Consider the following 26,827-nt stretch of genomic DNA (forward strand, 5'->3'; position numbering starts at 1 on the left):
GCTCCTTTGTGCTATGAAAATGCTGCTGAGGCGCTTAATCTAACGTCTGCTGCCGAGGCGGGTCAAGATTTGCTTTACACTGCCGACAGGAATGACCTTTGGGGAAAGAGCTACTGGAAATTCTGTACCGGGACGAGCACCTGGTCGCCATTAACAAGCCGACTGGACTGCTGGTTCACCGCAGTTCAATCGACCGCCGGGAAACCCGTTTCGCCGTGCAGCTGCTGCGCAATCAGCTTGGCCAGCGGGTCTATCCGGTCCATCGCCTGGACAAGCCGACTTCCGGGGTCTTGCTGTTCGCCCTGTCCGGTGAGATGGCCGGCCGCCTGGCCCGGGATTTTGCCGGCCAGTTGGTCAAAAAACGCTACCTGGCCGTGGTCAGGGGGTGGCCGGAAGAGCAAGGCGAAATCGATTATCCGCTGGTCGACGGACCGGAGTGGGGTCGCCAGAGCGCGCCTGAAACACCGCGCCCGGCCGTGACCCTATACCGGACTCTGGCCCGTAACGAAGTTCCTTTTGCGGTCGGCCGCTATCCGCAGAGCCGCTATGCCCTGTTGGAGGCCTTTCCACAGACTGGCCGGCGGCATCAGATCAGGCGTCATTTCAAACATATCTTTCATCCGCTCATCGGCGATACCCGCTACGGCGAGGGTCGCCATAATCGCCTGTTTCGTGATCATTTCGCGGCCGAGCGGCTGCTCCTGCATGCGCTGGAGCTGGTCTGTAATCATCCGTACAGCGGCGATCGTCTGACCATCAAGGCATCTTTGCCCGCAGATTTTCAGCAGACCCTGGTGTTGGCCGGGTTGAGCCACGGCCTGCTGGCAGAACGGGCCACGCCGGAAGGAGCAGCAGGTTGTTGAAAACAGCCTGTCGAGCCATGGATGGGCTTTTTCACCAACCTGTCAGGGCTGGGCTTGAGGATCTGGGAAACGGCTGATACGGTTTCGGGCAGAGAGCTGCCGCAGTGAGAGCAGGGTGTGAACCAGCAGGGTGCCGACAATCAGCAGCCCCGCAACCACGGTTCTGATATGCGGAATCTCATTGAGTGCTAGCCAGACCCAGACTGGGCCGACCACGGTTTCGGTGAGCAGAATTAGGCTGACTTCGGGAGCCTGCAGGTGGCGGGGGCCAAGGGTGATCAGGCCGAAGGAGATCGGCAGGACCAGGCACCCGAGCAGCGCCAGAAAGCCTGCATCCGCTGGACTGACGGCGAGGGGCTGGGCGCCCAGGAACCAGGCGATCGGCACGACGCAGAGATTGCCGAGGGCATTGGCCGGAATCATGTTGACGTTTTTGCCGCTACGGATAATGACGATGTTGCTGCCCCACATGGTGGTTGCCCCGAGGGCCAGCAGGTCACCGAGCAGCAGCCCGTGGTGCAGGCTACCGGAGAAAATCAATAGAATGCCGCCAAAACAGATCGTGATGGCAATTTTGGTGCGCAAGGGTATTTTTTCTTTCAGAAACAGGCCGCTCAACAGGCTGCTGATCACCGGAGTCGCGGCCAGGATGATCAGGGTATTGGCGGCGGTGGTCTGTTTCAGAGCGTTGACGAAGAGTAGTGAACCGATGGTAATGGTCAGGCTGGAGAGCAGGCCGGTCCGGCCGATGGCTTTGACCGTGGGGATAAACCGCCGACGGTAGCGCAGCAGCAGAAAGAGCGACAGCATGGTGGACGTCAGCAGGCAGCGCCAGAACAGCAGGGTCCAGATATCGGCCTGAATCAGCCGCACCAGGAGTGCATCCGGGCTGAGAATCAGCACGGCGGTAAATGTCAGCAGCAGGCCTTTGAGATGTTCCGAATCGTTCATGGAGAATTGATCTCACAGGCCGAATGGGAAAGCAAGGGAATAGCGGCGGCTTGCTTTGCGCATGAAACGAAAAACTTTCCAGGAGGAAATCAATGGCAATTTCCGGCAGCCCCAAGAAGATGGCAGAGGATATCGCCGGTGGGTTTTTCAGCCTCTCACCGCCGGTTCTGAAAAAATATACTCCCGCCGATCTGAAAGTGATTCTGAACAATTTGCAACTGGTCCAGCGAGAAATCCGCCAGACTCAGGTCCCCTTGGAGGACGTTCAGCAGGTGAAGGCCAAGAATATGCGTCTGTCACGGATGAATCAGGCCGAAATGGTGCTGCGCAGCTACTGTAAGAAAAAGCGTATTCCCCTCTGAACGGCTCGGGTGGATCAGGCTTTCGGCTCCTGCTTAAGCCAGTGGGAAAATTCCTGTTCAGCCTGCTCGGCATCTCCAAAATTCAGCTCCAGCAGGCGGCGCAGGTGGGCCATGCTGTCGGCGTCTTCCGAAACGAACAGAAAACCGTAATAATCGCCCCGTTGATGAATCAACTCGGCCTCAAAGGTCATCCTGATTGCGGAGTCGGGCAAAAAGATATTCAGTGTCGCCCGGGCTTCCACCGGCAGCGGGATCGTCTGTGCTGATTTGAACAATGCTCCCTGAAGAGCCAGGTCCACCAGTTCACAGGGGTAGCTGTTTGCGCCGACATCAATATGTGCTTCGGTTCGAAATCCGATCCGTCGATAATTTCTCTGTTCAGACATCGTGATCTCCTTTGGCAGGATAGTTCCCTGTCGGCCGCTAATCTCATGCCGGTCTTGTTACGGTTGTCGCAGCCAAAGCGGATTCATGTCAGTTCTTGCAGACCTGCAGGTTCTTTCTCATTCTAACAGGATTTTGGTTTTTTTCTCTGCTGAAGGGGTGGAAGTGAAGCCGGGAACCAGTAAAATAAGGAATTCCTGCTTGCGATTGGCCAGTTGACAAGGGTACATTGTCTTAGTATCCCTTAAACTGGTCTGAATTTGCCGTTCCGGACCGAAACTTAGCAAAGGGTTGAGGCTTTTTTATGTTTAATTCCATGAAATATTTCCGCAGGGTCCTGATTGCTCTTTTGCTCGTAGCGTTGCCGCTAAATGCCTGGAGCAAAGAGGTCGATCCCTTCGATAGTAACCGGGCCCGGTTGCTGGGGCACATGCTGCAGCAGCAGCTTAGCAGTAAACATTACAGTCAGAAGCCGATGGATGACGCCTTATCCGAAGCGGCCTTCGATCTCTATCTGAAACAGCTCGATTTTCAAAAGCGCTTCCTGCTGCAAAAGGATGTCGCGGAGTTGACCGAATACCGGGATCAGATCGATGATGCGATCCGCCGCGGCCGCCTTGAGTTACCCATCAAAGGGCGTGAACTTCTCAATCAGCGGATTAACCAGGTCTCCGCTATGCTTGATGAGTTGCTGAAGCAGAAGATTGATCCGAAAGTCAAAGAAAGTATTGAGAGTGATCCCAAAAAACTGGACTTTGCCGCTGATTTGACAGAATTGCGAAATCGCTGGCGGAAAGTCCTCAAGTTTCAGATTCTCAATCGTTACATCAGTCTGCGGGAAGATGATATCGGCACCGACGACAGCGGCGCGCTGTTGCCGGTGGATGAGAAAACCGACCGGGAGCTGTTGGAAAAGGCTCGGGAAAAGGTCGGCAAAACCACCCGGAATCTGCTTGAACGAATGTTGGAAGAGTCGCTGCAGGATCATTATGATCGCTACCTCAACGCTATCGCCCGGGCCTACGATCCGCATACCAGTTATATGCCGCCGACCTCCAAGGAGGATTTCGATATCCAGATGAGCGGGTCCCTGGAAGGGATCGGTGCGACCCTGCGCGAAGAGGACGGTTACATCAAGGTGGTGCGGGTGATTCCCGGTAGCGCCGCCGCCAAGCAGGGGCAGCTGGAAGCCGACGACATCATCCTCAAAGTTGCCGAAGGGGCCGAAGAACCGGTGGATATTACCGATACCCGGATTCGTGATGCCGTGGCCCTGATTCGGGGGAAAAAGGGGACCGAGGTACGGCTGACGGTGAAAAAGCCGGACGGCAGGCAGTTGACCATCCCGATAATCCGCGATGTGGTCGAAATCGAGGAAACCTTTGTCAAGGGGACAACGATCAGCGACCCGGACGGCAAGGGTAAGGTCGGTTATGTCAAGATTCCATCTTTTTACCGGGATTACAGCGGTAAAACCGATCGCAACGTGACCGATGACTTGCGCGAGGAACTGGACAAGCTCAATACAGAACATATCACCAGTCTGATCCTTGATCTGCGCAACAACGGCGGCGGGTCTCTTTCCGATGCCGTCAGTGTCACCGGCCTGTTCATTCCAACCGGTCCGGTGGTGCAGATTCGTGACGGGCAGGGGGATATCCGGGTGATGAGCGATGATGATCGTTCAGTCGCATATTCCGGGCCGATGATTGTCCTGGTCAACCGCTTCAGTGCGTCGGCCTCGGAAATCCTGGCCGGGGCACTGCAGGATTATGACCGGGCCCTGATCGTCGGCGATGAGCATACCCACGGCAAGGGGACGGTTCAGGCGTTGCTTGATCTCGATCGGTTTGTCAACCTGCGTGGCATGGACAAATATATGCCGTTAGGGGCGATCAAAGTCACCATCCAGAAGTTCTACCGGATCAGCGGGGAATCGACCCAGGAAAAAGGTGTCACCCCAGATGTGGTTCTGCCTTCACGGCTGGACGGCCTTGAGAGTGGTGAAAAATATCTGGATAACGCCTTGCCATGGGATCATATCGCACCGGTCAAGTACAGCCTCTGGGTTCCACCGGTCGACCACCTCGATCTGTTACGCCAGCAGAGTCATGCCCGCATTGAGAACAGCAAGGACTTTCAGGAGATTATCAGTGAAACGGTCAGCGCCAAGAAGCGCCGCGAGCACACCCGCCAGTCCCTGTTGTTGAAAGATCTGCTCACCGAACGCCGCGAATTGCGGCAGGAAGAAAAGAACGGACCGCATTTCGGGATGATGAGTGAACCTGAAGAAGATGTTCCGCAGGAGGATCTGGACAAGCAGATTGCCGACGACCCTTATGTCAAAGAAGGGATTCACCTGCTTGACGATATGCAGGGTTTTGCCAGCTGAAGGATTGTTGACCCGGCAGCCCCTGGTGTGCTCGGGCATGGGAAAGATGAGAAGTGCCTGAATAATGTCGCGGCCGTTTCTGTGGAAACGGCCGCGTTGCGTTTTTGCCGCTGGTTAATGCAGACCTTGATAAAGATTATCCGCCAGGCGGTGCAGCAGGACAAAATAGGTGTCCTGGTTCGCCGGCAGATCCGCCCCCAGGGGATCGAGAACGCCGGTGCGGGTGTCGGTTCCTTCAATGATGGTCTTGACCAGGTTTGATTGGAACTGGGGCTCGCTGAACACACAACGGGCATGGAGGCTTTTGATCTTATCACGGATGGCCAGGATGCGTTTGACGCCCGGTTTGTGGTCCGGCGAAATTGTCACCGAGCCGACCGCATTGAGACCGTAAGTGGCTTCAAAATACTGATAGGCAGCGTGAAAGACAATATAGGGGGTGTCCTTGACCGGGGCCAGTTGCTGACGCAGCTCGCGGTCCAGGGTCCTGAGCCGTTCGGTGACCCGGGCCGCGTTGGCCCGGTAATTGTCCTGATGGGCTGGATCGACAGCAATCAGGGCGTCTTTGCAGAGCGCAACAATCTTTTCGGCCATGGCCGGGCTGAGCCAGATGTGCGGGTCGAAATGGTCCAGATCTGCTTCGGCGTGGTCATGGTGTTGCTCTGCATGCTCCCCTTCGTCGTGATGCTCATGTTTTTCCCAGGTTCCGCCACTGCGGGCCGGGAGCAGGTAAGGTTGCAGGCGTTGGCTCAATTCCAACTGCACGGCGGTCGGGCTCAGGGTGGCCAGGGCTTTTTCGAGAAAACCCTCCAGTCCCGGGCCGACCCAGACGATCAGCTGGGCATCAGCCAGGGCAACGGCTTCGGAAGGGCGTAGGGAATAGCCGTGGGGCGAGCCGCCACCATTGATCAGCAATTGCGGTTGACCGACCCCTTCCATCAGCCCGGCCACCAGGGAATAGAGGGGTTTGATGCTGACCACCACCTGTGGTGCAGGCTGTTCGGTGGCACTGACCGACGAACCGAACAGGCAGATCAGTAAGAGGGGGAAAAGGAATCTCTTCATTGTGTTTCTCCGAGGATTAAGTTAGGATAAAGAATGATTTGAAATGTTATAATATAACATTTAGAAAAGCAAGCCGGAGTTTTCTTTTTATGGCAACACCAAGTCATCACCTGCATTTCATCAGTGACGACCATGATCATCAAAGCTGTATGGCCGTGGCCATGCGTAATGCCGAACAGGTCTGTCAGAACAGCGGGCAACGCTTTACCACATTGCGCAGGCGGGTTTTCGAACTGGTCTGGCAGCAGCACCGGCCGATCGGGGCCTATGAGGTTCTTGAACAACTGCAGCGGGACGGTCGCGCCGCGCCGCCAACGGTGTACCGGGCCCTCGATTTTCTGCTGGAGCTGGGCCTGGTTCATCGCATCGCGTCCCTCAATGCCTACGTCGGCTGTATCCATCCCCACCAGCCCCATGAAGGACAATTTCTGATCTGCGAGTCCTGTAAGGCATATGCTGAACTTGACGCTGCGGCGATCACCGCTGCCATCAATCAATGCGCCGCGGATTCGGGGTTTGTGGTGCGCCAGCATACCGTGGAGATCATGGGTCTGTGCCCGCGCTGTAAGGAAAGCAGGGAAAAACAATGATTGATCAGAATCAGCCATTGCTCAGTTTGGCCGCAGTCAACTATGCCAGCGGCGGGCGACTGTTGCTGGAAAATATCGATCTGCAGCTGCAGGCCGGGGAAGTTTTAACGGTGATCGGTCCCAACGGCGCCGGCAAGACCACCCTGTTGCGGGTTGCCCTGGGCTTGTTGCAGCCGCAGCAGGGAACGGTTTACCGGCGGGCGGGGGTTACCATCGGCTATATGCCGCAGCGGTTGCAGCTTGACCCGACCTTTCCATTGACCGTCAAGCGGTTCCTGGCCACCGCCTGCCATAATGACCGCAAGCGGGCTCACCGTCTGCTTTGTGAGGTCGGCGCCGAACAGGTCTATGATTCCCCTATGCAGACCCTGTCCGGCGGGGAGCTGCAGCGTGTTCTGCTCGCCCGGGCCCTGGTGCGTGAGCCCGACCTGCTGGTGCTGGATGAACCGGTACAGGGGGTCGACGTCCATGGACAGGTCGAACTCTACCAGCTGATCGCCAATATCCGCGATCAGCGTGGCTGTGCTGTGCTGATGGTGTCCCACGATCTGCACCTGGTGATGGCGGCCACGGATCGAGTGCTCTGCCTGAACCGGCATATCTGCTGCAGCGGAACCCCGGAAGCGGTCACCGGGCATCCGGCTTATGCCGAACTGTTTGGCCCGCTGGCGGTCAATCATCTGGCCGTCTATGTCCACGACCGCAATCATCAGCATGACCACTGTGCCCATTGTGACAGGAATCTGAAAATATGAGTGAAGACTTTTTTCTGCGCGCCTTGCTTGGTGGGCTCGGTGTTGCCCTGATTGCGGGGCCGTTCGGCTCTTTTGTGGTCTGGCGCAGATTGGCTTATTTCGGGGAGACCCTGGCCCATTCCGCTTTGCTCGGTGTTGCCCTGGGCTTTCTTTTCCACCTCAATCCGACGGTCGGCATTATCGTTGTCTGTCAGCTGCTGGCCGTACTGCTATTTTACAGCCGTCGGCAGCGCCATCTGGCCGGCGATACCCTGCTGGGGATTTTTGCCCACGGTGCACTCTCCCTGGGGCTGGTGGTCCTGGCTTTTATGGAGAATGTCAGAGTCGATCTGATGGCTTATCTGTTCGGCGACATCCTCGCCATCGGCCCGGCTGATCTGGCCTGGATTTTCGGTGTCGGAGGACTTGCCCTGCTCGGCCTGCTCTGGCTCTGGAAGCCGCTGCTGGCCATCACCATTCATGAAGATCTGGCCCGGGTGGAAGGGATTGCCGTGGACCGGATAAACTGGCTGTTTCTGGCTCTGATCGCCCTGACCGTGGCGGTGATGATGAAGGTCGTCGGTCTGCTGCTGGTGACTTCTCTGCTGATTATACCGGCGGCCACCGCGCGCCGCTTTTCCGCTGGGCCGGAAGCCATGGCGGTGCTGGCCAGCCTGATCGGTTGTCTGGCGGTCGGCTGCGGCCTCTATGGCTCCTTTCAATGGGATACCCCGACCGGACCGAGCATTGTGGTGGCGGCCTGTTTGCTGTTTATGCTTGGCCTGCTGGTGCCGCGGCGTTGGTTGCCAGGCGGTGGCGGTTAGTTCGGCCCGGCTTTTTTTGCGCAAAAATCAAGCAGCTGGTAGAGCATCTCAATGCGCGGCATTTCAACTCCGGCGGCTTTCGCCTGGCGTAGCGGAGTGGCGAAGATCGCCTCCAGCTCCATGGGTCGGCCCTGCTCCCGGTCGACCAGCATGCTGGGCCGGTAAGGGTTCATTTTTTCGGTGAAGGCAATCAGCTTTTGACTGAATTCCTGCGCATCGATCCGGCTTTTAAGCGGCTGGGCATTGGCTCCGGCGGCAACTTCGAGCATGATTTGTCGGGCTAGCTCTTTGCTTGGCGAGTGGGCCATCAGTTGGGCGGTGTTGCAACGGTGAAGCGCGGCAAGACCGTTAAAGGGGATGTTCCAACCCAGTTTTTCCCAGCGGATGCGGCGCAGGTCCTCAACGGCCCGGCAGGGGATACCGGCAGCATTGAACATGGCGGCTAAGTTGCGGCAGCGCGCGGAAATATCCCGATCAAACTCACCAAGGTCGATTTTTCCTGCGTCAATATGATGCAGCACACCCGGTTCGCCACGATTGGTCCCCAGGTAAGCTACCCCACCAAGAATGCGTTCTGCTCCGAACGCTGCGGCGAGCAGCTCTTCGTTGCCGAGCCCGTTCTGCAGGGTGAGGATCGCGGTCCGGGGTCCGACCAGGGGGGTGACCAGCTCCACCAGCTGATCATTGGCGCCGGTCTTGAGGCCGACGATGACCAGGTCGACCGGGCCGATATCGGCCGCCTGGCGATAGGCGTTCAGCTGTGGCAGGTGAAAATTGCCGTTGGGCGAATAAACCTGCAGGCCATTGGCGCGGATGGCGTCATAGTCGCGGCGCAGCAGAAAGTGAATATCTCCGCCGTTACGCTGCAGCATGGAACCGTAATAGAGGCCCAGGGCGCCTGAGCCGATAACACCGATACGCATATCGAATTCCTTATTCCTGATGGTGAGAGGGCCATCTCTTCCGTTGTCCTGTCCCGTGGTGCTTAGCAAGGGGGGAACTGGTTGTGGATGGCTGTTTCCGGTTGCCGCGGGGCCTGGAAAAGCGCCGCTTTTGCGGGAAATCCTAGCACAGCCCTGTCAAGCCCCTCCATAAAAAACCATTTTCCCATATGAATCAAGACGTTATCCCTGGTGTCCGGAATTGACGGGGAATGCCTTTTGTGATAGTATCAGTAGGTCTAGCAAAAGGAGTTTTGTTTTGTTTAAAGTTGGTGATATGGCAGTTTATCCAACCCAGGGGGTTGGAGTGATCGAGGATATCGAGATCCGGGAGTATTCAGGACACAGTCAGAAATTCTATATCCTGAGGATTGTCGACACGGACATGAAAATCATGGTCCCGGTCGGCAATGCCGGTAACGTCGGTCTGCGGCGGTTGATCGACCAGAAATTGATCACCGGGGTATTCGATGCGCTAGCGGAGCCGGGTGAAAATGGCAAAATCGCTTCCTGGAGCCGGCGCCAGCGCGAGTATAACGACAAACTGAAAACCGGTGATCTGCTGGAAGTCGCCGAAGTGCTGCGCGATCTTTATCAGATCAGCTCGGAAAAGGAACTTTCCTATGGCGAAAAGAAAGTTCTTGAGCAGGCCCGCAAGCTGCTGGTGACTGAGGTCGCCTTGGCTGAGGGTGCCAAAGAGGATCAGGTCGTTCAGCGGTTGGAAAATATCTTTCACTGAACTGCTCGAATATGTGTGAGAAACGGACCGGGCGTGATACGCCTGGTCCGTTCTGTTTCAGGGCTTAAAACAATTATCCAACCCGAAAAGGTTGCCGATGAAAGCAGCTGTCCTTGTTCCGGCGGCGGGGCTGGGTCGCCGAATGGGGGCCTCGATCAGCAAGCAGTATCTGGAGCTGCACGGTAAACCGCTGCTCGCCCACACCCTGTCCCTGTTTGACTCCCACCCGTTGGTCGAGTCGATCTATCCTATCGTTCCAGCAGAAGATTTTACTTTTTGTCAAGAGCAGATCATTGAACGGTTCGGTCTGCGAAAAGTCCGGCGCCTGGTGCAGGGCGGGGCAGAGCGGCAGGATTCTGTCCGCAACGGCCTGGTGGCTCTGCGCGAGGATGGTTATACTGAAGCTCAGCGGCCGATTCTGATCCATGACGGGGCGCGACCCTTGTTCAATCCTGCTCAGCTGCCCGCTTTGCTGGAGGTCATCCGGGAGGTAGGTGCCTGCATCCTGGCGGTGCCGGTCAAGGACACCATCAAGCGAGTGGCCGAGGAACTGATTGTCGCCTCGCCGGAGCGTAAATTCCTATGGCAGGCCCAAACCCCACAGGGATTTTTGTATCCGCTGCTGGAGCAGGCTTTTGCCGAGGCGGATCGGGCCGGTTTTCGCGCGACCGATGACGCTTCCCTGTTGGAGCGCCTGGGGCGGCCGGTGCGGATTGTGGCGGGGGATTACCGCAATATCAAGGTGACAACCCCGGAAGATCTTGTTATTGCAACAGCTTTGCTTGACAGTATGGAGGAGAAATCGGCATGATGCGCATCGGCCATGGTTACGACGTTCATCGCCTGGTCAAGGATCGACCGCTGATTATCGGCGGGGTCGAGATCGCCTTTGAATTCGGCCTGCTCGGTCATTCAGATGCCGATGTCCTGCTGCACGCTATCTGCGATGCCATTCTCGGTGCCCTCGGCCGGGGCGATCTGGGGCGGCATTTCCCGGATAACGATGCCGCCTTTGCGGGCATCGACAGCCGCAAGCTGCTGCGCAATGTTGTTGGCCAGATGGCGGAGCTCGGTTACGTTATCGGCAACCTTGATGCCACGGTCATTTGCCAGCGGCCGAAACTGGCCGAGTACATCCCGGCGATGGTCGCCACCATAGCCGAAGATTGCCGGGCGGCAACAAGTCGCATCAATGTTAAAGCCACGACCACTGAAAAGCTCGGTTTTTGCGGCCGCGGCGAAGGGATCGCAGCACACTGCGTGGTATTGCTGCAGCACAACAACAAAGGTCAGGTCGCAAAGAGTGCGGCCATTATTGCATAGGAATTGAGGATCTCGCTATGAGCACATCGGAGTTGCCTGTCAGCTCGAACTTTATCCGTACCATCATCACTGAAGACCTGGAGAGTGGCAAGCGGCAGCAGGTGGTGACGCGTTTTCCCCCGGAGCCGAACGGTTACCTGCACATCGGTCATGCCAAGAGTATCTGTATCAATTTCGGGCTGGCCGAGGAATTCAAGGGGCGCTGCCATTTGCGCTTCGATGACACCAATCCGGTCAAGGAAGACGACGAATATGTCGAGGCGATCAAGGACGATGTGCGCTGGCTCGGTTTCGATTGGGGTGAGCACCTGCATTTCGCATCGGATTATTTCGACCAGCTTTATGCCTGGGCGGTTCAGCTGATCAAGGCCGGCCAGGCCTATGTCGACAGCCAGAGCGCCGAAGAGATGCGCGCCAACCGTGGCACCTTGACCGAGCCCGGGAAAGACAGTCCGTACCGGGAGCGCAGTATCGAAGAGAACCTGGACCTGTTCGAAAAGATGAAGAACGGCGAGTTTCCGGACGGTAGCCATGTGCTGCGCGCCAAAATCGATATGGCTGCGCCCAACATGAACCTGCGCGATCCGGCCATGTACCGGATTCTGCACGCTCATCATCACCGCACCGGCGATAAGTGGTGCATCTATCCGATGTACGATTTCGCCCATGGTCAGGGGGATTCCATCGAAGGGGTGACCCATTCCATCTGTACCCTGGAGTTTGAAGATCACCGGCCCCTTTATGAGTGGTTCATCAAAACCCTGGACATTTTTGCTCCGCAACAGATCGAATTTGCCCGTCTCAACCTCAGCTACACGGTCATGAGCAAGCGCAAACTGCTGCAGCTGGTCAGGGAAAATTATGTCTCCGGCTGGGATGATCCGCGCATGCCGACCCTGGTGGGGATGCGTCGGCGCGGCTATCCGGCCGCCGCGGTGCGCAATTTTTGCGAGCGGATCGGGGTTGGCAAGGGAGCCAGCTGGATCGACCTGTCAGTGCTGGAAGACTGCGTCCGCGAACAGCTCAATGAGACCGCTTACCGGCGCATGGCGGTGCTCGACCCGCTGAAAGTCACCATTACCAATTACCCGGCTGATCAAGTGGAAGACATTCAGTCTCCCAACCATCCGCAACAACCGGAGCTGGGCAATCGAGTGGTGCCGTTTACCAACGAGCTGTATATCGAGCGGGATGATTTCATGGAAGATCCGCCGAAAAAGTTTTTCCGCCTCGGCCCCGGTCGTGAGGTGCGCTTGCGCAACGCTTATATCATCCGCTGTGACGAAGTCATCAAGGATGAGCAGGGCCAGGTCATTGAGTTGCGCTGCAGCGCCGATCTCGATACGCTGGGGGAAGCGCCGGCTGACGGGCGGAAAGTCAAAGGGATTATCCACTGGGTCTCGGCCCGGCATGCCGAGGAAGTCGAGGTTCGGCTCTATGACCGGCTGTTCAGTCAGGAGAACCCGGACAAGGCGGAAAATTACCTGAGCGCCCTCAATCCGCAGTCATTGCAGATCATCCGGGCCTATGCCGAGCCGGGCCTGCTAGCCGCTGCCGCAGGGGAAACCTTTCAGTTTGAACGGGTCGGTTATTTCTGTGTCGACAGTCGTGAGTCGCAGGCCGGGCAGCCGGTCTTCAACCGCACCGTGACCCTGCGGGATGCCTGGGCCAAGCTCAAGTAGCCGTTGCCATGAGGTACGGTTTGAAGCCCGTTAGGGAAGCCGTACCAATCTGCTGATGAAAAGAATTGCTCGTTTACGAAGGCCTGATTTGAGCTGAGCGAGGGAGAGTTTTATGAGTTTACGTGTTTACAACACCATGACCGCCCAAAAAGAAGAGTTTCGTCCGCTGGTTCCCGGCAAGGTCGGAATGTATGTCTGTGGTGTCACCGTATACGATTACTGCCATATCGGCCACGCCCGGGCCAATATTGTCTTTGATGTTATTTATCGATATCTGCAGTTCGCCGGTTTTGAGACCACCTATGTGCGTAACTATACCGATGTTGACGACAAGATCATCAATCGCGCCAACGAACGCCATATCTCCAGCAAGGATCTGGCGGAAGAGTTTATTACCGCTTTTGACCAGGACATGGACGCCCTGGGGTTGCTGCGCCCGACCCATGAGCCGCGGGCGACCGAATACATTGCGGAAATTATCGGGATCTGCGAGAAGCTGATCGACAAGGGGCTGGCCTACGCCTCCGGCGGGGACGTTTATTACAGCGTCGACAAATTCCCCAGCTACCTGAAGCTCTCCAAACGCAACATGGAAGAAATGCAGGCCGGCGCCCGCATTGCTCCGGGGGAGCAGAAGCGCAACCCCATGGACTTTGCTCTCTGGAAAGCTGCCAAGCCGGGCGAACCGAGTTGGGAGTCACCCTGGGGTCCGGGACGGCCGGGTTGGCACATCGAATGTTCGGCCATGAGTTCCTCCCTGCTTGGGGATACTTTCGATATTCACGGCGGTGGCCGCGACCTGATTTTTCCCCACCATGAAAACGAGATCGCCCAGAGTGAAGGAGCGAGCGGCAAGCCCTTTGCCAAATATTGGATTCATAACGGTTTTGTCAACGTCAACCAGGAGAAGATGAGCAAGTCGCTGGGGAACTTTTTTACCATCCGCGATATTCTTCAGAGCTATGATCCGGAAGTGGTGCGGTTCTTCATTTTGACGGCCCACTACCGTTCGCCCATCGATTTTTCCGACCAGAACCTGCTCGAAGCACAAAGCGGGCTGAGCCGTTTTTACGAAGCTCTGGAACTGGCTGAAACCCAGTTGGCCGCTATCCCCGCAGGGTCTGAAGCGAGCGCGGAAGGGGCGCAACTGGAAGAGAAATTCCGGGCCGCCATGGATGACGATTTCAATACCGCCCTGGCCATCGCCCACTTGTTTGAAGGGGTGCGGACCATGAACCGCCTGATTGCGACCAAGAAGTTTGCCAAGAAAGCCGATCTGGTCGCCCAGGTCCGCGACCTGCAGGCGACCATCCTGCGCCTGGGCGAGGTTCTGGGCCTGTTCCGTTCCGTTCCTGCCGTCTGGCTCGAAAAGGTCCGCATGGCCGGGTTGAGTCGTCTCGAGATCAGTCAGGAAGAAATCGAACAGCTCATTCAGGAACGGCTGACCGCGCGGCAGGAGAAAAATTTCGCCCGCGGCGATGAGATCCGCGATGAGCTCGATGCCAGGGGCATCATTCTTCTCGACACCCGGGAGGGGACGAGCTGGAAGTTGAAATGAGCGTAAATGTTCTGAATATCGAATAGGAACCGTAGTGCCTCGTCAGTTGTTTTTGGCGGGGCATTCTTATTTAGACCTGCCGAAGCTGTTCGCGCAAAGACGATTTTCTGGCTAGGGTCGGCGGCGACAAATTTGCCATCCTGCTGCCGGATTGATCAGAAGTGAAAAATCCTCTGCTGAGGAGCAACCCGGAGCGCTCAACGAACGAGGCACTCCGGGTTTGAACATTCTGCTTTATTTAACCGTTCTGCAACAGGTGCTTTTCACCATAATACAGGATGACCATGGCGGCGAGCAGGAACAGCCCGCCGAGTATTCCGGTCGGAGCCAGCCGTTCGCCAAACATAAACCAGGACAAAATTGTCGCCGTCAATGGTTCGAGCAGGGTCAGGATCGAAGCACTGGCCGCCCTGATGCTGCGCATGCCGGTGAAAAACAGCAGGTAGGCCACGGCGGTCGGCACCAGGCCGATGTAGCAGATGACTTCCCAGATCCTGGTCGTGTAAGTGACCGCTGCCAGATTGGCCGCGGCAAAGGGGAGCAGCAACAAGGCCCCGCTGCCGAAGGCGACGGTGGTCGACAGGAGCGCATGGCAGGAACGGGCAATATGCCGGCCGCTGATGGTGACGATCGCATAGCCGGTGGCTGAGCCCAGGGACAGGACCACGCCGAGTGGCAGACTGCCCTGGATCGGGACATTGCCGGGGCGGCCCACCAGCAGGACGATGCCGACGACTGCTGCACTCAGGGAGAGCAGGGTTGCACCGGTCAATCGTTCCCGCAAAACGACAACGGAAATAACCGCCACCAGGACCGGCGCGGTGCAGAGAGTGATCAGCGTCGCAACCGCCACACCGATTTGGCTGATGGCGGCGAAAAAGAACACCTGATAAAGGGCCAGCAGGATGCCGACCAGACCCATCTGTAGATAGTGTCGGACGGGCAGTCGGCAGTCCTTGCCGACAATTTTCCAGCACAGTGCCGCAACAAACGGAAAACCGCAGGCCAAGCGGTAAAAGCCGACGGATACCGCCGACAGGTCAGATTGCCGATAAATGGTTTGGGTGGCAACCCCGACTGTTCCCCAGAGCATGGCGGACAAGGCAACGGCAAAGATACCGGCGGCGGAACTCTGAAACGAAGAACGAGACAACATGGATTTTTCCTTCCCGATGATGTGCAGTGAGATGACGATCAGTAAGGAAGGTATAGGGCATAGAACGACTCTGTTTCAAATCGCCGCTGCGAATTGAAAAGAATGTTTGCCGATGAATTCCTTCCTTGAATCAGGACTGGGAAGGAACGGGTGGGGGAGTTCGATAGAGCATGGAAATCCTCAACGAAGTAGGTACGAATGACGACAACGTACCGCTTTACGATAGCAGAAAAATCAGTGGGGCAAAACAAATTTCCCAAAGTGCCAAGTGAAAAAGCCCACCCCGATTTCGACCAAGGGCATTCTTAAATAAAGTGCCCCTGGTCGTCCTCTGGCCTCAGGCGCTTTGCGACTCTTCCAATGTCGTGGCCGGCTGCTGGTGGGGGCCGAAAATCCAGGGTACCAGTTTGATGTACCAGGCCGCGGACTGGATCTGGAAAATATAGGCTAGCGCGATGAGCAGGGCGATGGTTGACCCTTCCTTGCCGAAGGCGGTCATGGCAATGGCCAGAGCAATGGACAGGTCGCGCATGACCACCCCGAAGACCATGGCGATGGCATCTTCGCGGCTGAAAAACAGCTTGCCGATGATCGACAGCAGGGTATAGGACAGCAGGTAGAAAATCACCAGCGGGATAACGATAGTGAGCAGATCCTGCGGGTTGGCAATGATGTTTTTGGCTTTGAGAGACATGGCGACAAAGGCGATCAGCACGACGCCAAGTGCTGAGAACGGTGGAAATTTAGGCTTGTAGACCTCCAGCCAGGCCATTCTGCCATGTTTCTTGATCAGGTAGGTCTGGGTTGCCAGCCCGGCCAGCAGCGGAGCGAAGACAAAGATGCAGATCTGCTGGAACATGTGCAGCATGTCCACATCCACAGTGGTACCCATGAAAACCTTGGTGTAGACCGGCGCGGCCGCCGCACCGATCAATAGCCCGAAGACCAGCATCTTGGTGGCCGCCTCCTTATTGCCGTTGGCAAAGCCGGTCCAGGAAATCGTCATCCCCGAAGCCGGCAGCACGCCGATCAGGAACAGCCCGACCGCCCAGAGGCCGAATTTGGTTTCGGGTCCGTTCAGGAACAGTTTTCCGAGGAAAAAGACCAGCACCGGCACCAGGACGAAATTGATCAGTTGGGTGGTCAGTTGCAGGCGCGAGTCCCTGCCGGAAAAAACCGACCGGATATTGAGGGTGGTCATCATCGGATAGATCATCACAAAGGTAATGGGAATGATCAGCATCTTCAACGGCCTGGCGTCAAAGACAAAGCCTCCGCCAACCAGGCCGAGAAGCATCGCCAGTGGAATCGCATAGACCAGGTTTCTCTGTAAAAACATTAAAGATCTCAGCATAGTTTCACTCCTTCTTGGGGACCTGGGTCACCTGTTACAGACTTTCTTCAATGGTCGCGATGATCTCGGCAGAGGCTCCGGCAATGATGGCGCTGAAGCGGTCATCCCCCAGCAGCTGAGCCACGGTCTGTGCGTCATAATGAAGAAAGCGCACCTGGGTATGGTTATCCTGACTGAAAGCGATCACGAATTTGGGCATTAATGCGGCACGTTCCGGGTTAGCGCTCATCACCTGGGCTGCTTTAGCCGGTTTGCAGAACTGCAGCATGTGGATGTCGAAATCCTCCCTGACCGGGACATTGTGCAGGGCAAATGAGCGGGCCATGTCCATAGCCCCCTTGTTATGGATGATGAAATCATGCTGTTGTGCCCGCTGTTCAAGGTCGGCAACAAATTGGGGCAGCGGTTTAATGGTCCGATTGGTGTAAAGTTGCATGCTGTTTCCCTCTTAAAGATAGATGAAGGTCGCGGGTTGCTGTTCTGACAAAAAAGCAGAGCACGTGGGATTTTATTTTGAGCATATGCACACTACCTGTAATATTCAGAAAAATCAATATATTTATTGCTGAATGTATTGGTGGTTTATTTTTCTGTCACTTCACAATGATGTTTGTCGGGTGGGGTTACGCTGAACAAGTACAAATGTTATATCAGTTATTTTAGGTATGTCATTTTTTGATATACACAAAAATTAGCATATCTTATTATGGAGAGTAGCTCGGCAATTATGAAATGGAAAATAGAGTTATTGATCGGCAAGTTAACAGAACCAGCTGGCATTTTATGCTGTGCTGTCTGTGCACCTAACCCGGAACGGAGAGTATAGATGGAAGAGAAAACAAAATCCTTTTTTTCTGATCAGGCCGAAGAAAATGGATTTAAGACCGCAGGTCAAAAAGCCTACGATATCATTTCCCAAAAAATCCTGAATGGTGAATTTGAACCCGGTCTGAAGCTTTCTAGAAGGAAAATGGCTGACGTGACAGGGGTAAGTGTCATCCCCGTGATCGAGGCTCTTAACCGTCTTGAGGAAGACGGCTTGGTGGAATCCAAGCCTCAATGGGGATCGTTTGTCACCGTACCGACCAGAAGAAAAATCGAAGAGATGTATATGCTTCGAGAGGCCATCGAATGCCAGGTTGCAAGGATCCTTTCTCAAACTATGACTCAAGAGCAGGAACAGGCATTACGGCTTATCGCAAAACAATTGGACAATGTAAAATTTGCCAAAGAGACCCATGTGGATATCAGTAAGCTTCATTATCAGTTTCACTATAGGATGACAGAGTTTACCGGGTACACTTCTTTGCAGAACGCTCTTCGCCGGACCAACCTTTTTTACTTGTTGTATAAAGCTGTCGCTCACACGAGGGTCAATGCCATGATCGGGCCCAGGTATTGGCATGAACTACTGATTGATGAAATTAAAGTCGGGGACCAGAGTCATGCTGAAATTGCGATGCGTAAACATGTCGACGAATCTCTTCAAGCCATCCTCAGAGACATTTAACTCATAGAAATATAAACATAAATATGGTGAGGTAAAAAGAGGTAGATTAGGTTTGGATAAAGTGTTATAACAGTAATTCCAGTCATTCCATTTATCTGTCATTATAACAATTACGTTCGAAACTCAGCCCGCGATCTAAACGGTCGTGAGATATTATCTAACTCGATGTGGAGGACAAGATGAAGCAAAAGAGATTAAATCTGTTGGCAATCCGGTGCTTGATCCTTTTGATGTTACTGACATTGTTTGCTGCTTCTGCGTTTGCAGCAGGTTATCCGAGTAAGCCAATTCAAGTTATTGTTCCGGTGGGTGCAGGTGGCGACACAGATCTCAATGCCAGGTTGTTTGCTAAGTATCTGGAGAAAGAGTTGGGGCAATCGCTGGTTATCGTCAATGTCAAAGGCGGCGGTGGAACCCTTGGCATGAAGAGGGTTATGGAATCCGATCCGGATGGCTATACGGCACTGTTTTTTCACGGTGAGGCGATGATTCCGAAGCTGGCCGGGTTGACGGACTGGGGTATCGAAGCTTTTGAAATGGTCGGTATCGGGGTCATTGATAATACCACGGTTCTGGCAACTCACCCTGGACTGCCCTATAAAACGCTGAACGAATTAATCGATTATGCCAAAAAGAATCCCTACGAAGTCGAATTTGGTATTCAAACAGGCGGTTATCCCCATTTGATCGGGGTCGCTTTTGAGGATACTGCTGGTATTGAGTTCAATAAAGTTGATGTCGGTGGTAACGCAGCGAAAACGGTTGCTCTCAAAGGTCATAAGATTGATGTCATTAACACTCAATACGGCCTGACCTACGATTACTTCAAGTCGGGCGATTTCACCTGCCTCGGCCTTCTCTCTGAAGAGCGTAATCCACTGTTCCCGGATGTCCCAACTGCAAAAGAGCAAGGACTGCCATTAGTTTTTAATAAGTTCTTCTTCTATGGTATGCCAAAGGGCACCCCTGCCGATGTAGTCGATACCTTTTCTGCAGCCATGAAGCGGGTGGTCGAAAATCCAAAGTATCAAGCTGATGCTAAGAAGATTTTTGTCACCCCGACATACATGGGACCGAAAGAAGCGACCGATTACGCTCAAAAACAGTTTGCTTACTTCTCGAAATTTCAGGATCTGTTCCGCGCCGGAAGTAGCAAAAAATAAATAGGTTCCATCCGTATCGACCGGGGCTTTTACGAGTTGAAAGTCCCGGGTTTTTATTGTTAGAGAGGCTTCTCATGCTGATGACACGTATGAAAAATGTTGCGACTGATACCAATTTCTGGACGGGTATCGGCACGATTCTTTTAGCCGTTCTGCTCTATACAGCCAGCTTCAATATCCAGGAATTTATTGCAACGCGGGTCGGTGCTTCGTTTTTACCGCGCGTAGCCGCGGTTCTTTTTGCAATTCTTGGAATTCTTCTAATAGTTGGTAGTTTTCGCTGTGCTCCGACAGACCCTATTGTTAAAGAGGAAAGTCAGGAACCGACAGAAACAACCTTCGGCGGTTTGCCGGCGGTTCTTCTGTCCGCATTTCTTATGTGTGCTTATGTCGGTTTGATGAGCAGGCTCGGATTTATTATCACATCGGCTGTTTACATCTTTTTCCAGATATTGGTTCTGGCGAAAGGAGCAAAACGCCAGTACCTGCTGTTTGTAGTGATTTCACTCATTACTCCAATCTTGGTCTATATGCTGTTCGTCCATGTTTTTAAAGTAATGATTCCGGCTGGAATTTTGAGCTGAAAAGGAAAATAACAAATGCTGCTCACTGGAATTCTTTCAGTTTTTACCGTTAAGACATTGATCTTTATCCTGGGGGGGACTGTTGCCGGCATCATCATGGGCTCGATCCCTGGATTGACCGTAACGATGGGGGTTGCCCTGTTTCTGCCGATCACCTTTGGGATGACCCCGGTTGAGGGTCTTTCCCTATTGCTCGGTCTCTATATCGGTGGGACTTCAGGCGGGTTAATGTCTGCAATCCTGCTTAAAATTCCGGGAACGCCTGCATCAATTGCAACGACCTTTGATGGTGCCCCTATGGCTGCACAGGGGCAGGCCGGAAAAGCTTTGGGAATAGGGATTGTCTACTCCTTTATCGGGGGCATGTTCAGTCTTCTGGTGCTGATTTTTATTTCGCCGCTTCTGGCTCAGGTGGCATTGCAATTCGGGCCTTATGAATATTTCGCTATTGCAGTTTTTTCCTTAACTCTGGTCGCTGGCCTTTCTAGCGGATCACTTATCTTGGGGCTGATTGCTGCTCTTCTCGGGCTAACCATTTCTTTTATCGGTATGGCTCCGATCACGGCATTTCCGCGATTTACTTTCGGTTTTTCCGCTCTGGATGAAGGGATTAGTCTATTGCCGGCACTGATCGGACTTTTCGCTGTTTCTCAAGTTCTTGAAGAAGCCGAGGACCGAACGGTTTTAAAAAACATCGATATGCCGAAGTATGACATCAAAGGGTTCGGGTTTTCGATGAAAGAATTTCGCAGTCAAATTACCAACTGTATCCGTTCCTCAGTTATTGGTACTGGTATCGGTATATTGCCAGGTCTCGGTGGGGCTGTCTGCAATATCATGGCCTACGGCGCAGCGAAAAAGCGCTCCAAATATCCGGAAAAATTCGGAACCGGGATAATGGATGGAATCGTTGCCAGTGAGGCTTCAAACAATGCCTCGACGGGCGGGGCGTTGGTCCCGCTTATGACCCTCGGTATTCCTGGGGACAATACCACCGCTATTTTGCTGGCTGGATTTATGATTCACGGCATAACCCCGGGGCCGCTTTTATTTGAATCTGACGGTGTCCTGGTCTATGGCATTTTTACGGCACTGGTTATTTCAAATATTTTTATGATCGCCACAATGTTCTGGGGCATGCGCTTCTTTGTTCGGGTTCTTTCTGTTCCCAAACATGTGCTTTTGCCAGTGATTATAACGCTTTGTGTGGTTGGCTCTTACGGATTGAACAATCGTTTATTCGATGTCGGGACCATGCTCGCTTTCGGCGGTATCGGTTTTTTGATGAAAAAACTATCTTTGCCGAATACGCCATTACTGCTTGGCTTTATTCTTGGGCCGATTGTTGAAGTTAATCTGCGGCGGGGACTTATGAAAAGTAGGGGCGAAATGACTCCGTTTTTCACCGAACCGATATCCGGTGTCATCCTGCTGATCACTGTTATTGTCGTTATCGTTACTGCTTACAAGGAATATAAAAAATTTAATCAATGTCAATATTAGGTTCCGTTCGGGCGACGAGTTGAAAAGTCTGTCTGCTTCTGGGTCGTACGGATACAGGGCGGCAGAATTCGGATCAGAAATGAAAAGGTATTTAAGGCGGCCCCAAAAAAGAACCAGCGCTTGGGCGGTGGCGAATGTGGTCCGTCGAAGGGATCAGAGCAACAAGAGCGCACTATCTTCTAAAGAGTTGTTTATGGACGAACGAGACCTAAATTATTTGATGATATGAAGGAGAGAACTGAAATGAAGTTTCACATATTGCAAACTGCCAAATTATCCCCAAAATTGGATGCAGAGCTTGAAAACGAATTTTATGTTCATCGGCAGTGGGAGCAGGATTGTATTGAAAAGTATCTTTCTGAGCATGGTGATAAAATTCAGGGAGTTGCGACATGTGCTCCGGTGGGGGTTTCTGTTGAGCTGATGAAGATGCTTCCAAATCTTAAAGTTATCTCCTCGCGTGGGGTCGGGCTTGAAAAAATTGATTTTGATGCTGCTCGAACCAAAGGGATTCAAGTGGGCGGAACTCCAGGAGTATTGACTGATTGCGTCGCTGATCTTGGCCTTGCTTTGTTGCTTGATGTCTCTCGTCAGGTCAGCGCCGCCGATCGTTATGTCCGTAAAGGCTTGTGGCTGGAGAAAAAATATCCCATGACTGCCAGCGTTTCAGGAAAAAAACTTGGGATTGTCGGCTTGGGCCAGATTGGACGTGCCGTTGCCAGCCGGGCCGCCGGGTTTAATCTGACAATACATTATACTGACCGCCAATTTTTAGCGGATGTTCCTTATGGGTTTGAAGCATCAGTGGTCGAACTGGCTCGATGGGCTGATTTTCTCATTGTCACCGTGTCCGGCGGTCCGGCGACCCATCACATGATATCCGCAGAGGTTATCAATGCGTTGGGGCCGAAGGGATTCCTGATTAATATTTCGCGGGGGACTGTCATTGATCAGGATGCATTGGTGAATGCACTGATAAATGGTGATATTGGCGGAGCAGGACTGGATGTTTTTAATGATGAGCCAGAAACGCCTCAAGAGCTCTGGGCCCTTGATAATGTTGTCCTGACTCCCCATATGGCCAGTGGAACAGCGGAAACACGGGAGAAAATGGAAGACCTTGTTTTCGAAAACTTAACGACATTTTTCGCGACAGGGAAAGTCAAGACGCCTGCTTTTTGATGAAAAACCTTTCGAAGGAATGTTCAGATGGATATTAGCGGAAAAGTTGCGGTTGTGACCGGGGCGACCGGTGGTCTCGGCTGGGATATCTGCCGGAGTTTGGCCAGAGAAGGTGTCAAGCTGTGCATGGTTTATGGCACATCGGTGGACAAGGCTGAGGCGCAGCAGCAGGAACTGGCTGCAGCAGGCTGTGATGCTATCGCAGTGCAGGCGGATATCGGCAATCAGCAAGGAATTGATGTGATGCTGAAAGCAGCTGAGGACGCTTTTGGGGGGATTGATATCCTGGTTCTTGACGCAGCTTATAATGAGTCAATTCCGTTTCGGGATCTTGACGCCCTTGATGCTGATAAATGGAGCCACATCATTGATTTTAACCTGACGGCACCATATCTCGCAGTTAGGGCTGCGGTGCCCTATTTGCAAAAGCGGGGTGGCGGTCGGATTGTCACGGTGTCGTCTGTCGGCGGGAATCTTCCGGCTTCGAGTTCGATCGCCTATTCGGTGTCAAAGGCAGGTCTGCAGCATTTATCCCGCTGTCTTGCTGTTGCTCTGGCTCCGGATATTCTGGTCAATGATGTCGCCCCTGGATTGATGGCGGGCACCCGCATGACCGGTAAACTGACCGAAGAACATTTTAACCGCTCAAAAGACTCATCTGCTCTAAAAAAGACTGTAGACAGGGATGATGTGGCCGCAGCGGTTGTTATGTTTGCCAAGACCGACAGCATCACCGGGCAAAGCCTGGTGATTGATTCGGGCCGCTGTTTTAAATAAATCTCTGCTCTGTGCCTTGGCTTTCGGTCACTCAAGAGACCCTTCCTGCCGGGATCAACGCAGAGCAGAATAATACCGAAAGATTAGAGCGATGAGCTATCAGCGTGAGTTCAAAAATAAAATCAAGGTCGGCATTATTGGGATCGGTTCCCACAGCTACAGAAATATTCTTCCGGCAATGAATTACCTGCCGGTGCAGGTGACAGCTGTGTGTAATCGCAACCTTGATATCGGCAGGGTTACAGCCGAGCAATATGGCTGTACGCATTATCAAAGCCCTGTAGAGATGTATGATCATGAAGAGATTGATGCGGTTTTTATCAGCGTCAGTGCGCAGCTTCATCCCCGGTTTGTCATCGAAGCATTGGACCGCGGAAAACACGTCTGGGTTGAAAAACCCATTGCAATGCGGGCTCATGATGTCGAAGCCATGCTCGCCCATCGCACCGACCAGGTTGTGGTGGTTGGATATAAAAAGGTCTTTTCTCCAGCAGCGCAAAAAGCGACTGAAATTGTCAATTCTGATAAATTCGGGGAATTGCAGTCCATGCTGTCTGTTTACCCGATGACAGTTCCGCTGGATGGGAAAAAGGCGCTTGCCGCTCCAGATGTGTCTAATTGGCTTAATAACGGAATTCACCCGCTTTCATTTATGATGGCTCTGGGTGGAAAAGTTGCCGGAGTGACCACTCTCTGTAACGACGCGGGTCGGGGCATCGTTGCTTTGCATTTTGCCAGCGGTGTGATGGGAAATTTTCACATGTCTTCTGGCCCTCAGCCAAGGCTTGAACGGTATGCCGTGTACGGTGAAAGTTGGCAGCTTGATATAGAAAATTCAAGAATCACGCTACACCGGGGCATCCCTTTCAGTTACAAGGAAACGACGAATTACGCTCCGCCAGGTGACGGTCATGGAGCCATTGTCTGGGAACCCTCAAATTGTATGGCGACACTGGAAAACAAGGCCTTATTCACTCAGGGAATGTATTTTGAAATGAAGTATTTCTGTGATTGTATTTTGGAGAAGATTCAACCCGAAAAGGGAACGCTTGAGTTTTCTCTGGAATTAATGAAAGTCTATGAGGCTGGATTATTGTCGGCTGGCAAGACCATCTATCTTGACTAGGTCCAGAACTGTCCGGTGCTGCCCCTGTTTCTCCTTTTTCAGCGCCGCTGTTCTTCCAATGTTACCTGACTCCCCATTTCTCAGAAAGTGAGATCTGACATGGAACTCAATCTGCCAATGGCTCAGGCCATGATCATTAAAGTACTTGAAACAGCGGCCCGTGAATTTGACCGGCCGATATGCGTGTCAGTATGTGATTCGGCTGGGTTGTTGATGGCTTTTAATCGTGTAGAAGGAGGCCATGCCCGCAGTGTTGATATTTCCCAGGCCAAAGCATACACCGCTGCGCGTATGGGGGTCGATACCGATGCTTTTCTGGCGCGATTGCAAAATGAAAACCTTTCAATCAGTTACTTTTGTGATCCCAAGATGACAGCCCTTCCCGGGGGCATTGTATTAAAAGATCCCGCCGGGAAAGTGCTCGGTGGTATCGGTGTCAGTGGCCTTAAAGCCGAGGAGGATGCCGTAGTTGCCAGGGCTGCCGCTGAATTGCTGCAGGCTTAACGCTGCGGCCGTAAGGGCCCACCTCTGTATCTATCTGAAAACAAAACTGTCTCCCTGTTGTTCCGCTCTGTTCTTCTCAGAGCAGGACGGAACAACAACGATTCAGTCTTCCGTTATCTCATCGATAAACCCCGTCCCTAGCGTTCTTATCCCTGTCTCGACAGGTAAAAGCTCATTCAGGGGAGAGATTCAGGTTTACGATTTGCCATAATTGCCATTGGTCTGTGTGTTCGCCTCTGTTAGATTGCTACTGAAGCCCGCTCTTTGCCGTCAAATGTAGATATCACGACAATTCTGCCGACTATAGGGATCATCGCTGGCTTGCATTGTGAAATCGATGTTTTTTTAAGGGATTAATTTTGTGAGGTTGGAAAAATCCCTTTTTCCAGACCCTGCTTGACAATGTCTCAGAGTGAGTATTTCCAACAACCTGTTGGGGGCACAATGAAATTTCTGATTTGGGGTGCCGGAGGAATCGGTGCCTATTATGGCGCACGGTTGATTCGTGCCGGACATGAGGTGGTGCTGGTAGCGCGCGGCGAACATCTGCAGGCGCTGCAGGCAACCGGGCTGAATATTGACCATGAAGATTTTTGCTTCGAAGAACCGATCTGCGCGGTATCCTGGGCAGAACTGGAACAGAACTACTGCGCCGCTGATTTTGACGCGATTCTGTTGACAATTAAAGCCAACGGCACTGCCGCGCTGCTACAACAGGCCGGCTCCTGGTTGAAAGCCGGCAATTGTCCGGTGATTTCCCTGCAGAATGGGGTGGATAACGAAGAGTTGCTGGCCGGCAGTTTGCCAGCCCGGCGGGTGATCGGCGGTCTGGCCGTGCGTATTGGCGGCCATGTTATTGCCCCGGGGAAGATCCAGGCCCGCGGCCCGGCCCAGCTGATCATCGGTCATTGGCCGCAGGGAGCGACAGAGCCCGCTTCTCCTCTTGAGTTGTTGGGCAGGACGTTCAATGAGGCGGGAATTCCAACCAGGGTAACAACCGATATCCGTTATGAGCTGTGGCGCAAACTGCTCATCAACAACGGGGTCAATCCGCTTTCCGCACTGACCCGGCTGGATACCCAAACCCTGACCCGGCACGCTGAGTTTGGGTCCATTGTTTACGGACTGATGCAGGAAGCGGCCCGGGCCGCCAATGCTGCCGGGGTATCCCTGGGGCAGGCTGATATCGATGAAATGTTCGAGCTGATCCGCACTTTTGCGGCCATCAAGACCTCCATGCTGGTCGATCTGGAGATGGGGCGGCCGCTGGAACTCGACGCGATCTGTGGAGCAGTGGTCGAACGTTGCCGCGCCACGGGGCAGGACGCACCTTATACGAGCCTGGTGCTGGCGTTGCTTCGCCAATCGATCAATAAACAGGGGGACGTATGAAATGGCTGCTAGTTTAAGCAACTTTGCAGTAAACTCGGGACTGTCCCCAGGGTCATCGGGGGCTGTCCCAAGAGTTTGCGAGCCATGAAACTGTCGCGGTTAACACCGCAAAGACCTGGGACAGCCCCCGTGCGGGGACAGTCCCGGTTTTGCTGCCAGCGACTCTTA

At 53.7% G+C, this 26,827-nt stretch carries 27 protein-coding genes and 1 pseudogene; 21 read left to right on the forward strand and 7 right to left on the reverse strand.

Translation table 11 applies throughout. The features are described from left to right. Positions 1-98: 98 nt before the first annotated feature. Positions 99-863: a pseudouridine synthase gene (locus tag N909_RS0109970; RefSeq protein WP_245613593.1), complete on the forward strand. Its 765-nt coding sequence runs from the start codon at positions 99-101 to the stop codon at positions 861-863. A gap of 42 nt (positions 864-905) precedes the next feature. Here N909_RS0109970 and N909_RS0109975 read toward each other — a convergent pair whose 3' ends face one another. Next, on the reverse strand, positions 906-1,814 hold the full coding sequence (locus tag N909_RS0109975) for a DMT family transporter (protein ID WP_051689664.1): 909 nt from the start codon (positions 1,812-1,814) through the stop codon (positions 906-908). A 92-nt stretch (positions 1,815-1,906) separates the two neighbouring features. On the opposite strand from N909_RS0109975, the gene N909_RS0109980 reads away from it, so the two are divergent. Further along, the gene (locus tag N909_RS0109980; protein ID WP_029914561.1) at positions 1,907-2,176 is read left to right on the forward strand and encodes a hypothetical protein; all 270 of its coding nucleotides are present in this window, start codon (positions 1,907-1,909) and stop codon (positions 2,174-2,176) included. A gap of 14 nt (positions 2,177-2,190) precedes the next feature. Here the strand turns inward: N909_RS0109980 and N909_RS0109985 are convergent, their stop codons facing one another. Beyond that, positions 2,191-2,562, reverse strand: a complete 372-nt coding sequence (locus tag N909_RS0109985; protein WP_036683065.1) for a PilZ domain-containing protein — start codon at positions 2,560-2,562, stop codon at positions 2,191-2,193. Between the two features lie 302 nt (positions 2,563-2,864). On the opposite strand from N909_RS0109985, the gene N909_RS0109995 reads away from it, so the two are divergent. After that, a complete protein-coding gene (locus tag N909_RS0109995) occupies positions 2,865-4,952 on the forward strand; it encodes a carboxy terminal-processing peptidase (RefSeq protein ID WP_029914565.1) in 2,088 nt (695 codons plus the stop codon). A 114-nt stretch (positions 4,953-5,066) separates the two neighbouring features. Here N909_RS0109995 and N909_RS0110000 read toward each other — a convergent pair whose 3' ends face one another. Beyond that, on the reverse strand, positions 5,067-6,017 hold the full coding sequence (locus N909_RS0110000) for a zinc ABC transporter substrate-binding protein (RefSeq protein WP_029914567.1): 951 nt from the start codon (positions 6,015-6,017) through the stop codon (positions 5,067-5,069). 89 nt (positions 6,018-6,106) lie between these two features. Here N909_RS0110000 and N909_RS0110005 point away from each other — a divergent pair, with 89 nt between their 5' ends. The 3 genes from N909_RS0110005 to znuB are packed head-to-tail and all read left to right on the forward strand — an operon-like array spanning position 6,107 to position 8,165. Continuing rightward, complete coding sequence (locus N909_RS0110005; protein WP_051689665.1) at positions 6,107-6,607, forward strand: Fur family transcriptional regulator; 501 nt, start codon at positions 6,107-6,109, stop codon at positions 6,605-6,607. Continuing rightward, positions 6,604-7,362, forward strand: a complete 759-nt coding sequence (gene znuC, locus N909_RS0110010; RefSeq protein ID WP_051689666.1) for a zinc ABC transporter ATP-binding protein ZnuC — start codon at positions 6,604-6,606, stop codon at positions 7,360-7,362. The genes N909_RS0110005 and znuC overlap by 4 nt, the downstream gene beginning before the upstream one ends. Further along, entirely contained in the window at positions 7,359-8,165 is an 807-nt protein-coding gene (gene znuB / locus N909_RS0110015; protein WP_029914574.1) for a zinc ABC transporter permease subunit ZnuB, read from the forward strand. Before znuC ends, znuB begins: the two co-directional genes overlap by 4 nt. On the opposite strand, the gene N909_RS0110020 is transcribed toward znuB, so the two are convergent. Then, complete coding sequence (locus tag N909_RS0110020) at positions 8,162-9,088, reverse strand: putative 2-dehydropantoate 2-reductase (protein ID WP_029914575.1); 927 nt, start codon at positions 9,086-9,088, stop codon at positions 8,162-8,164. The two genes, znuB and N909_RS0110020, sit on opposite strands and share 4 nt — an antisense overlap. 277 nt (positions 9,089-9,365) lie before the next feature. Between N909_RS0110020 and N909_RS0110025 the strand changes: the two genes are divergently transcribed. From N909_RS0110025 to N909_RS26575, 6 genes and pseudogenes are all read left to right on the forward strand, one after another. Then, a complete protein-coding gene (locus N909_RS0110025; protein ID WP_029914576.1) occupies positions 9,366-9,845 on the forward strand; it encodes a CarD family transcriptional regulator in 480 nt (159 codons plus the stop codon). 97 nt (positions 9,846-9,942) lie between these two features. Next, a complete protein-coding gene (gene ispD / locus N909_RS0110030) occupies positions 9,943-10,656 on the forward strand; it encodes a 2-C-methyl-D-erythritol 4-phosphate cytidylyltransferase (protein ID WP_029914577.1) in 714 nt (237 codons plus the stop codon). Next, entirely contained in the window at positions 10,656-11,168 is a 513-nt protein-coding gene (gene ispF / locus N909_RS0110035; protein WP_051689880.1) for a 2-C-methyl-D-erythritol 2,4-cyclodiphosphate synthase, read from the forward strand. Before ispD ends, ispF begins: the two co-directional genes overlap by 1 nt. Before the next feature lie 17 nt (positions 11,169-11,185). Next, the gene (locus tag N909_RS0110040) at positions 11,186-12,850 is read left to right on the forward strand and encodes a glutamine--tRNA ligase/YqeY domain fusion protein (protein WP_029914580.1); all 1,665 of its coding nucleotides are present in this window, start codon (positions 11,186-11,188) and stop codon (positions 12,848-12,850) included. Positions 12,851-12,962: 112 nt separating this feature from the next. Beyond that, positions 12,963-14,408 (forward strand): cysteine--tRNA ligase, encoded by a 1,446-nt coding sequence (cysS, locus tag N909_RS0110045; RefSeq protein WP_029914582.1) that lies wholly within the window; start codon positions 12,963-12,965, stop codon positions 14,406-14,408. A gap of 89 nt (positions 14,409-14,497) precedes the next feature. Then, positions 14,498-14,563 (forward strand): annotated as a pseudogene (locus tag N909_RS26575) (hypothetical protein); the annotation flags it as partial. A gap of 83 nt (positions 14,564-14,646) precedes the next feature. Here the strand turns inward: N909_RS26575 and N909_RS0110050 are convergent. The 3 genes from N909_RS0110050 to N909_RS0110060 all read right to left on the reverse strand — a co-directional run bounded on the left by N909_RS0110050 (position 14,647) and on the right by N909_RS0110060 (position 17,354). Then, positions 14,647-15,564: a DMT family transporter gene (locus N909_RS0110050; protein ID WP_029914584.1), complete on the reverse strand. Its 918-nt coding sequence runs from the start codon at positions 15,562-15,564 to the stop codon at positions 14,647-14,649. A 337-nt stretch (positions 15,565-15,901) separates the two neighbouring features. Further along, the gene (locus tag N909_RS0110055) at positions 15,902-16,918 is read right to left on the reverse strand and encodes an arsenic resistance protein (protein WP_029914586.1); all 1,017 of its coding nucleotides are present in this window, start codon (positions 16,916-16,918) and stop codon (positions 15,902-15,904) included. Positions 16,919-16,952: 34 nt separating this feature from the next. Continuing rightward, positions 16,953-17,354: a DUF302 domain-containing protein gene (locus tag N909_RS0110060; RefSeq protein ID WP_029914588.1), complete on the reverse strand. Its 402-nt coding sequence runs from the start codon at positions 17,352-17,354 to the stop codon at positions 16,953-16,955. Positions 17,355-17,744: 390 nt separating this feature from the next. On the opposite strand from N909_RS0110060, the gene N909_RS0110065 reads away from it, so the two are divergent. The 9 genes from N909_RS0110065 (at position 17,745) to N909_RS0110105 (ending at position 26,659) form a co-directional block, all read left to right on the forward strand. After that, on the forward strand, positions 17,745-18,428 hold the full coding sequence (locus N909_RS0110065; protein WP_051689667.1) for a GntR family transcriptional regulator: 684 nt from the start codon (positions 17,745-17,747) through the stop codon (positions 18,426-18,428). Between the two features lie 179 nt (positions 18,429-18,607). Then, positions 18,608-19,591, forward strand: coding sequence for a tripartite tricarboxylate transporter substrate binding protein (locus N909_RS0110070; RefSeq protein WP_084167666.1), 984 nt, complete (start codon positions 18,608-18,610; stop codon positions 19,589-19,591). A gap of 74 nt (positions 19,592-19,665) precedes the next feature. Further along, positions 19,666-20,175 (forward strand): tripartite tricarboxylate transporter TctB family protein, encoded by a 510-nt coding sequence (locus N909_RS0110075; RefSeq protein ID WP_029914594.1) that lies wholly within the window; start codon positions 19,666-19,668, stop codon positions 20,173-20,175. 15 nt (positions 20,176-20,190) lie between these two features. Further along, complete coding sequence (locus N909_RS0110080) at positions 20,191-21,678, forward strand: tripartite tricarboxylate transporter permease (protein WP_029914596.1); 1,488 nt, start codon at positions 20,191-20,193, stop codon at positions 21,676-21,678. Positions 21,679-21,921: 243 nt separating this feature from the next. Continuing rightward, entirely contained in the window at positions 21,922-22,860 is a 939-nt protein-coding gene (locus N909_RS0110085) for a 2-hydroxyacid dehydrogenase (protein ID WP_029914598.1), read from the forward strand. 27 nt (positions 22,861-22,887) lie between these two features. Beyond that, positions 22,888-23,637, forward strand: coding sequence for an SDR family NAD(P)-dependent oxidoreductase (locus N909_RS0110090; RefSeq protein ID WP_029914600.1), 750 nt, complete (start codon positions 22,888-22,890; stop codon positions 23,635-23,637). A gap of 91 nt (positions 23,638-23,728) precedes the next feature. Beyond that, positions 23,729-24,763: a Gfo/Idh/MocA family protein gene (locus N909_RS0110095; protein ID WP_029914602.1), complete on the forward strand. Its 1,035-nt coding sequence runs from the start codon at positions 23,729-23,731 to the stop codon at positions 24,761-24,763. Between the two features lie 99 nt (positions 24,764-24,862). Beyond that, positions 24,863-25,267 (forward strand): GlcG/HbpS family heme-binding protein, encoded by a 405-nt coding sequence (locus N909_RS0110100; protein ID WP_029914604.1) that lies wholly within the window; start codon positions 24,863-24,865, stop codon positions 25,265-25,267. A 444-nt stretch (positions 25,268-25,711) separates the two neighbouring features. Then, positions 25,712-26,659, forward strand: coding sequence for a ketopantoate reductase family protein (locus N909_RS0110105; protein ID WP_029914605.1), 948 nt, complete (start codon positions 25,712-25,714; stop codon positions 26,657-26,659). The last annotated feature ends 168 nt before the right edge of the window (positions 26,660-26,827 follow it).

Source organism: Pelobacter seleniigenes DSM 18267, assembly GCF_000711225.1.
GTDB classification, from domain to species: domain Bacteria; phylum Desulfobacterota; class Desulfuromonadia; order Desulfuromonadales; family Geopsychrobacteraceae; genus Seleniibacterium; species Seleniibacterium seleniigenes.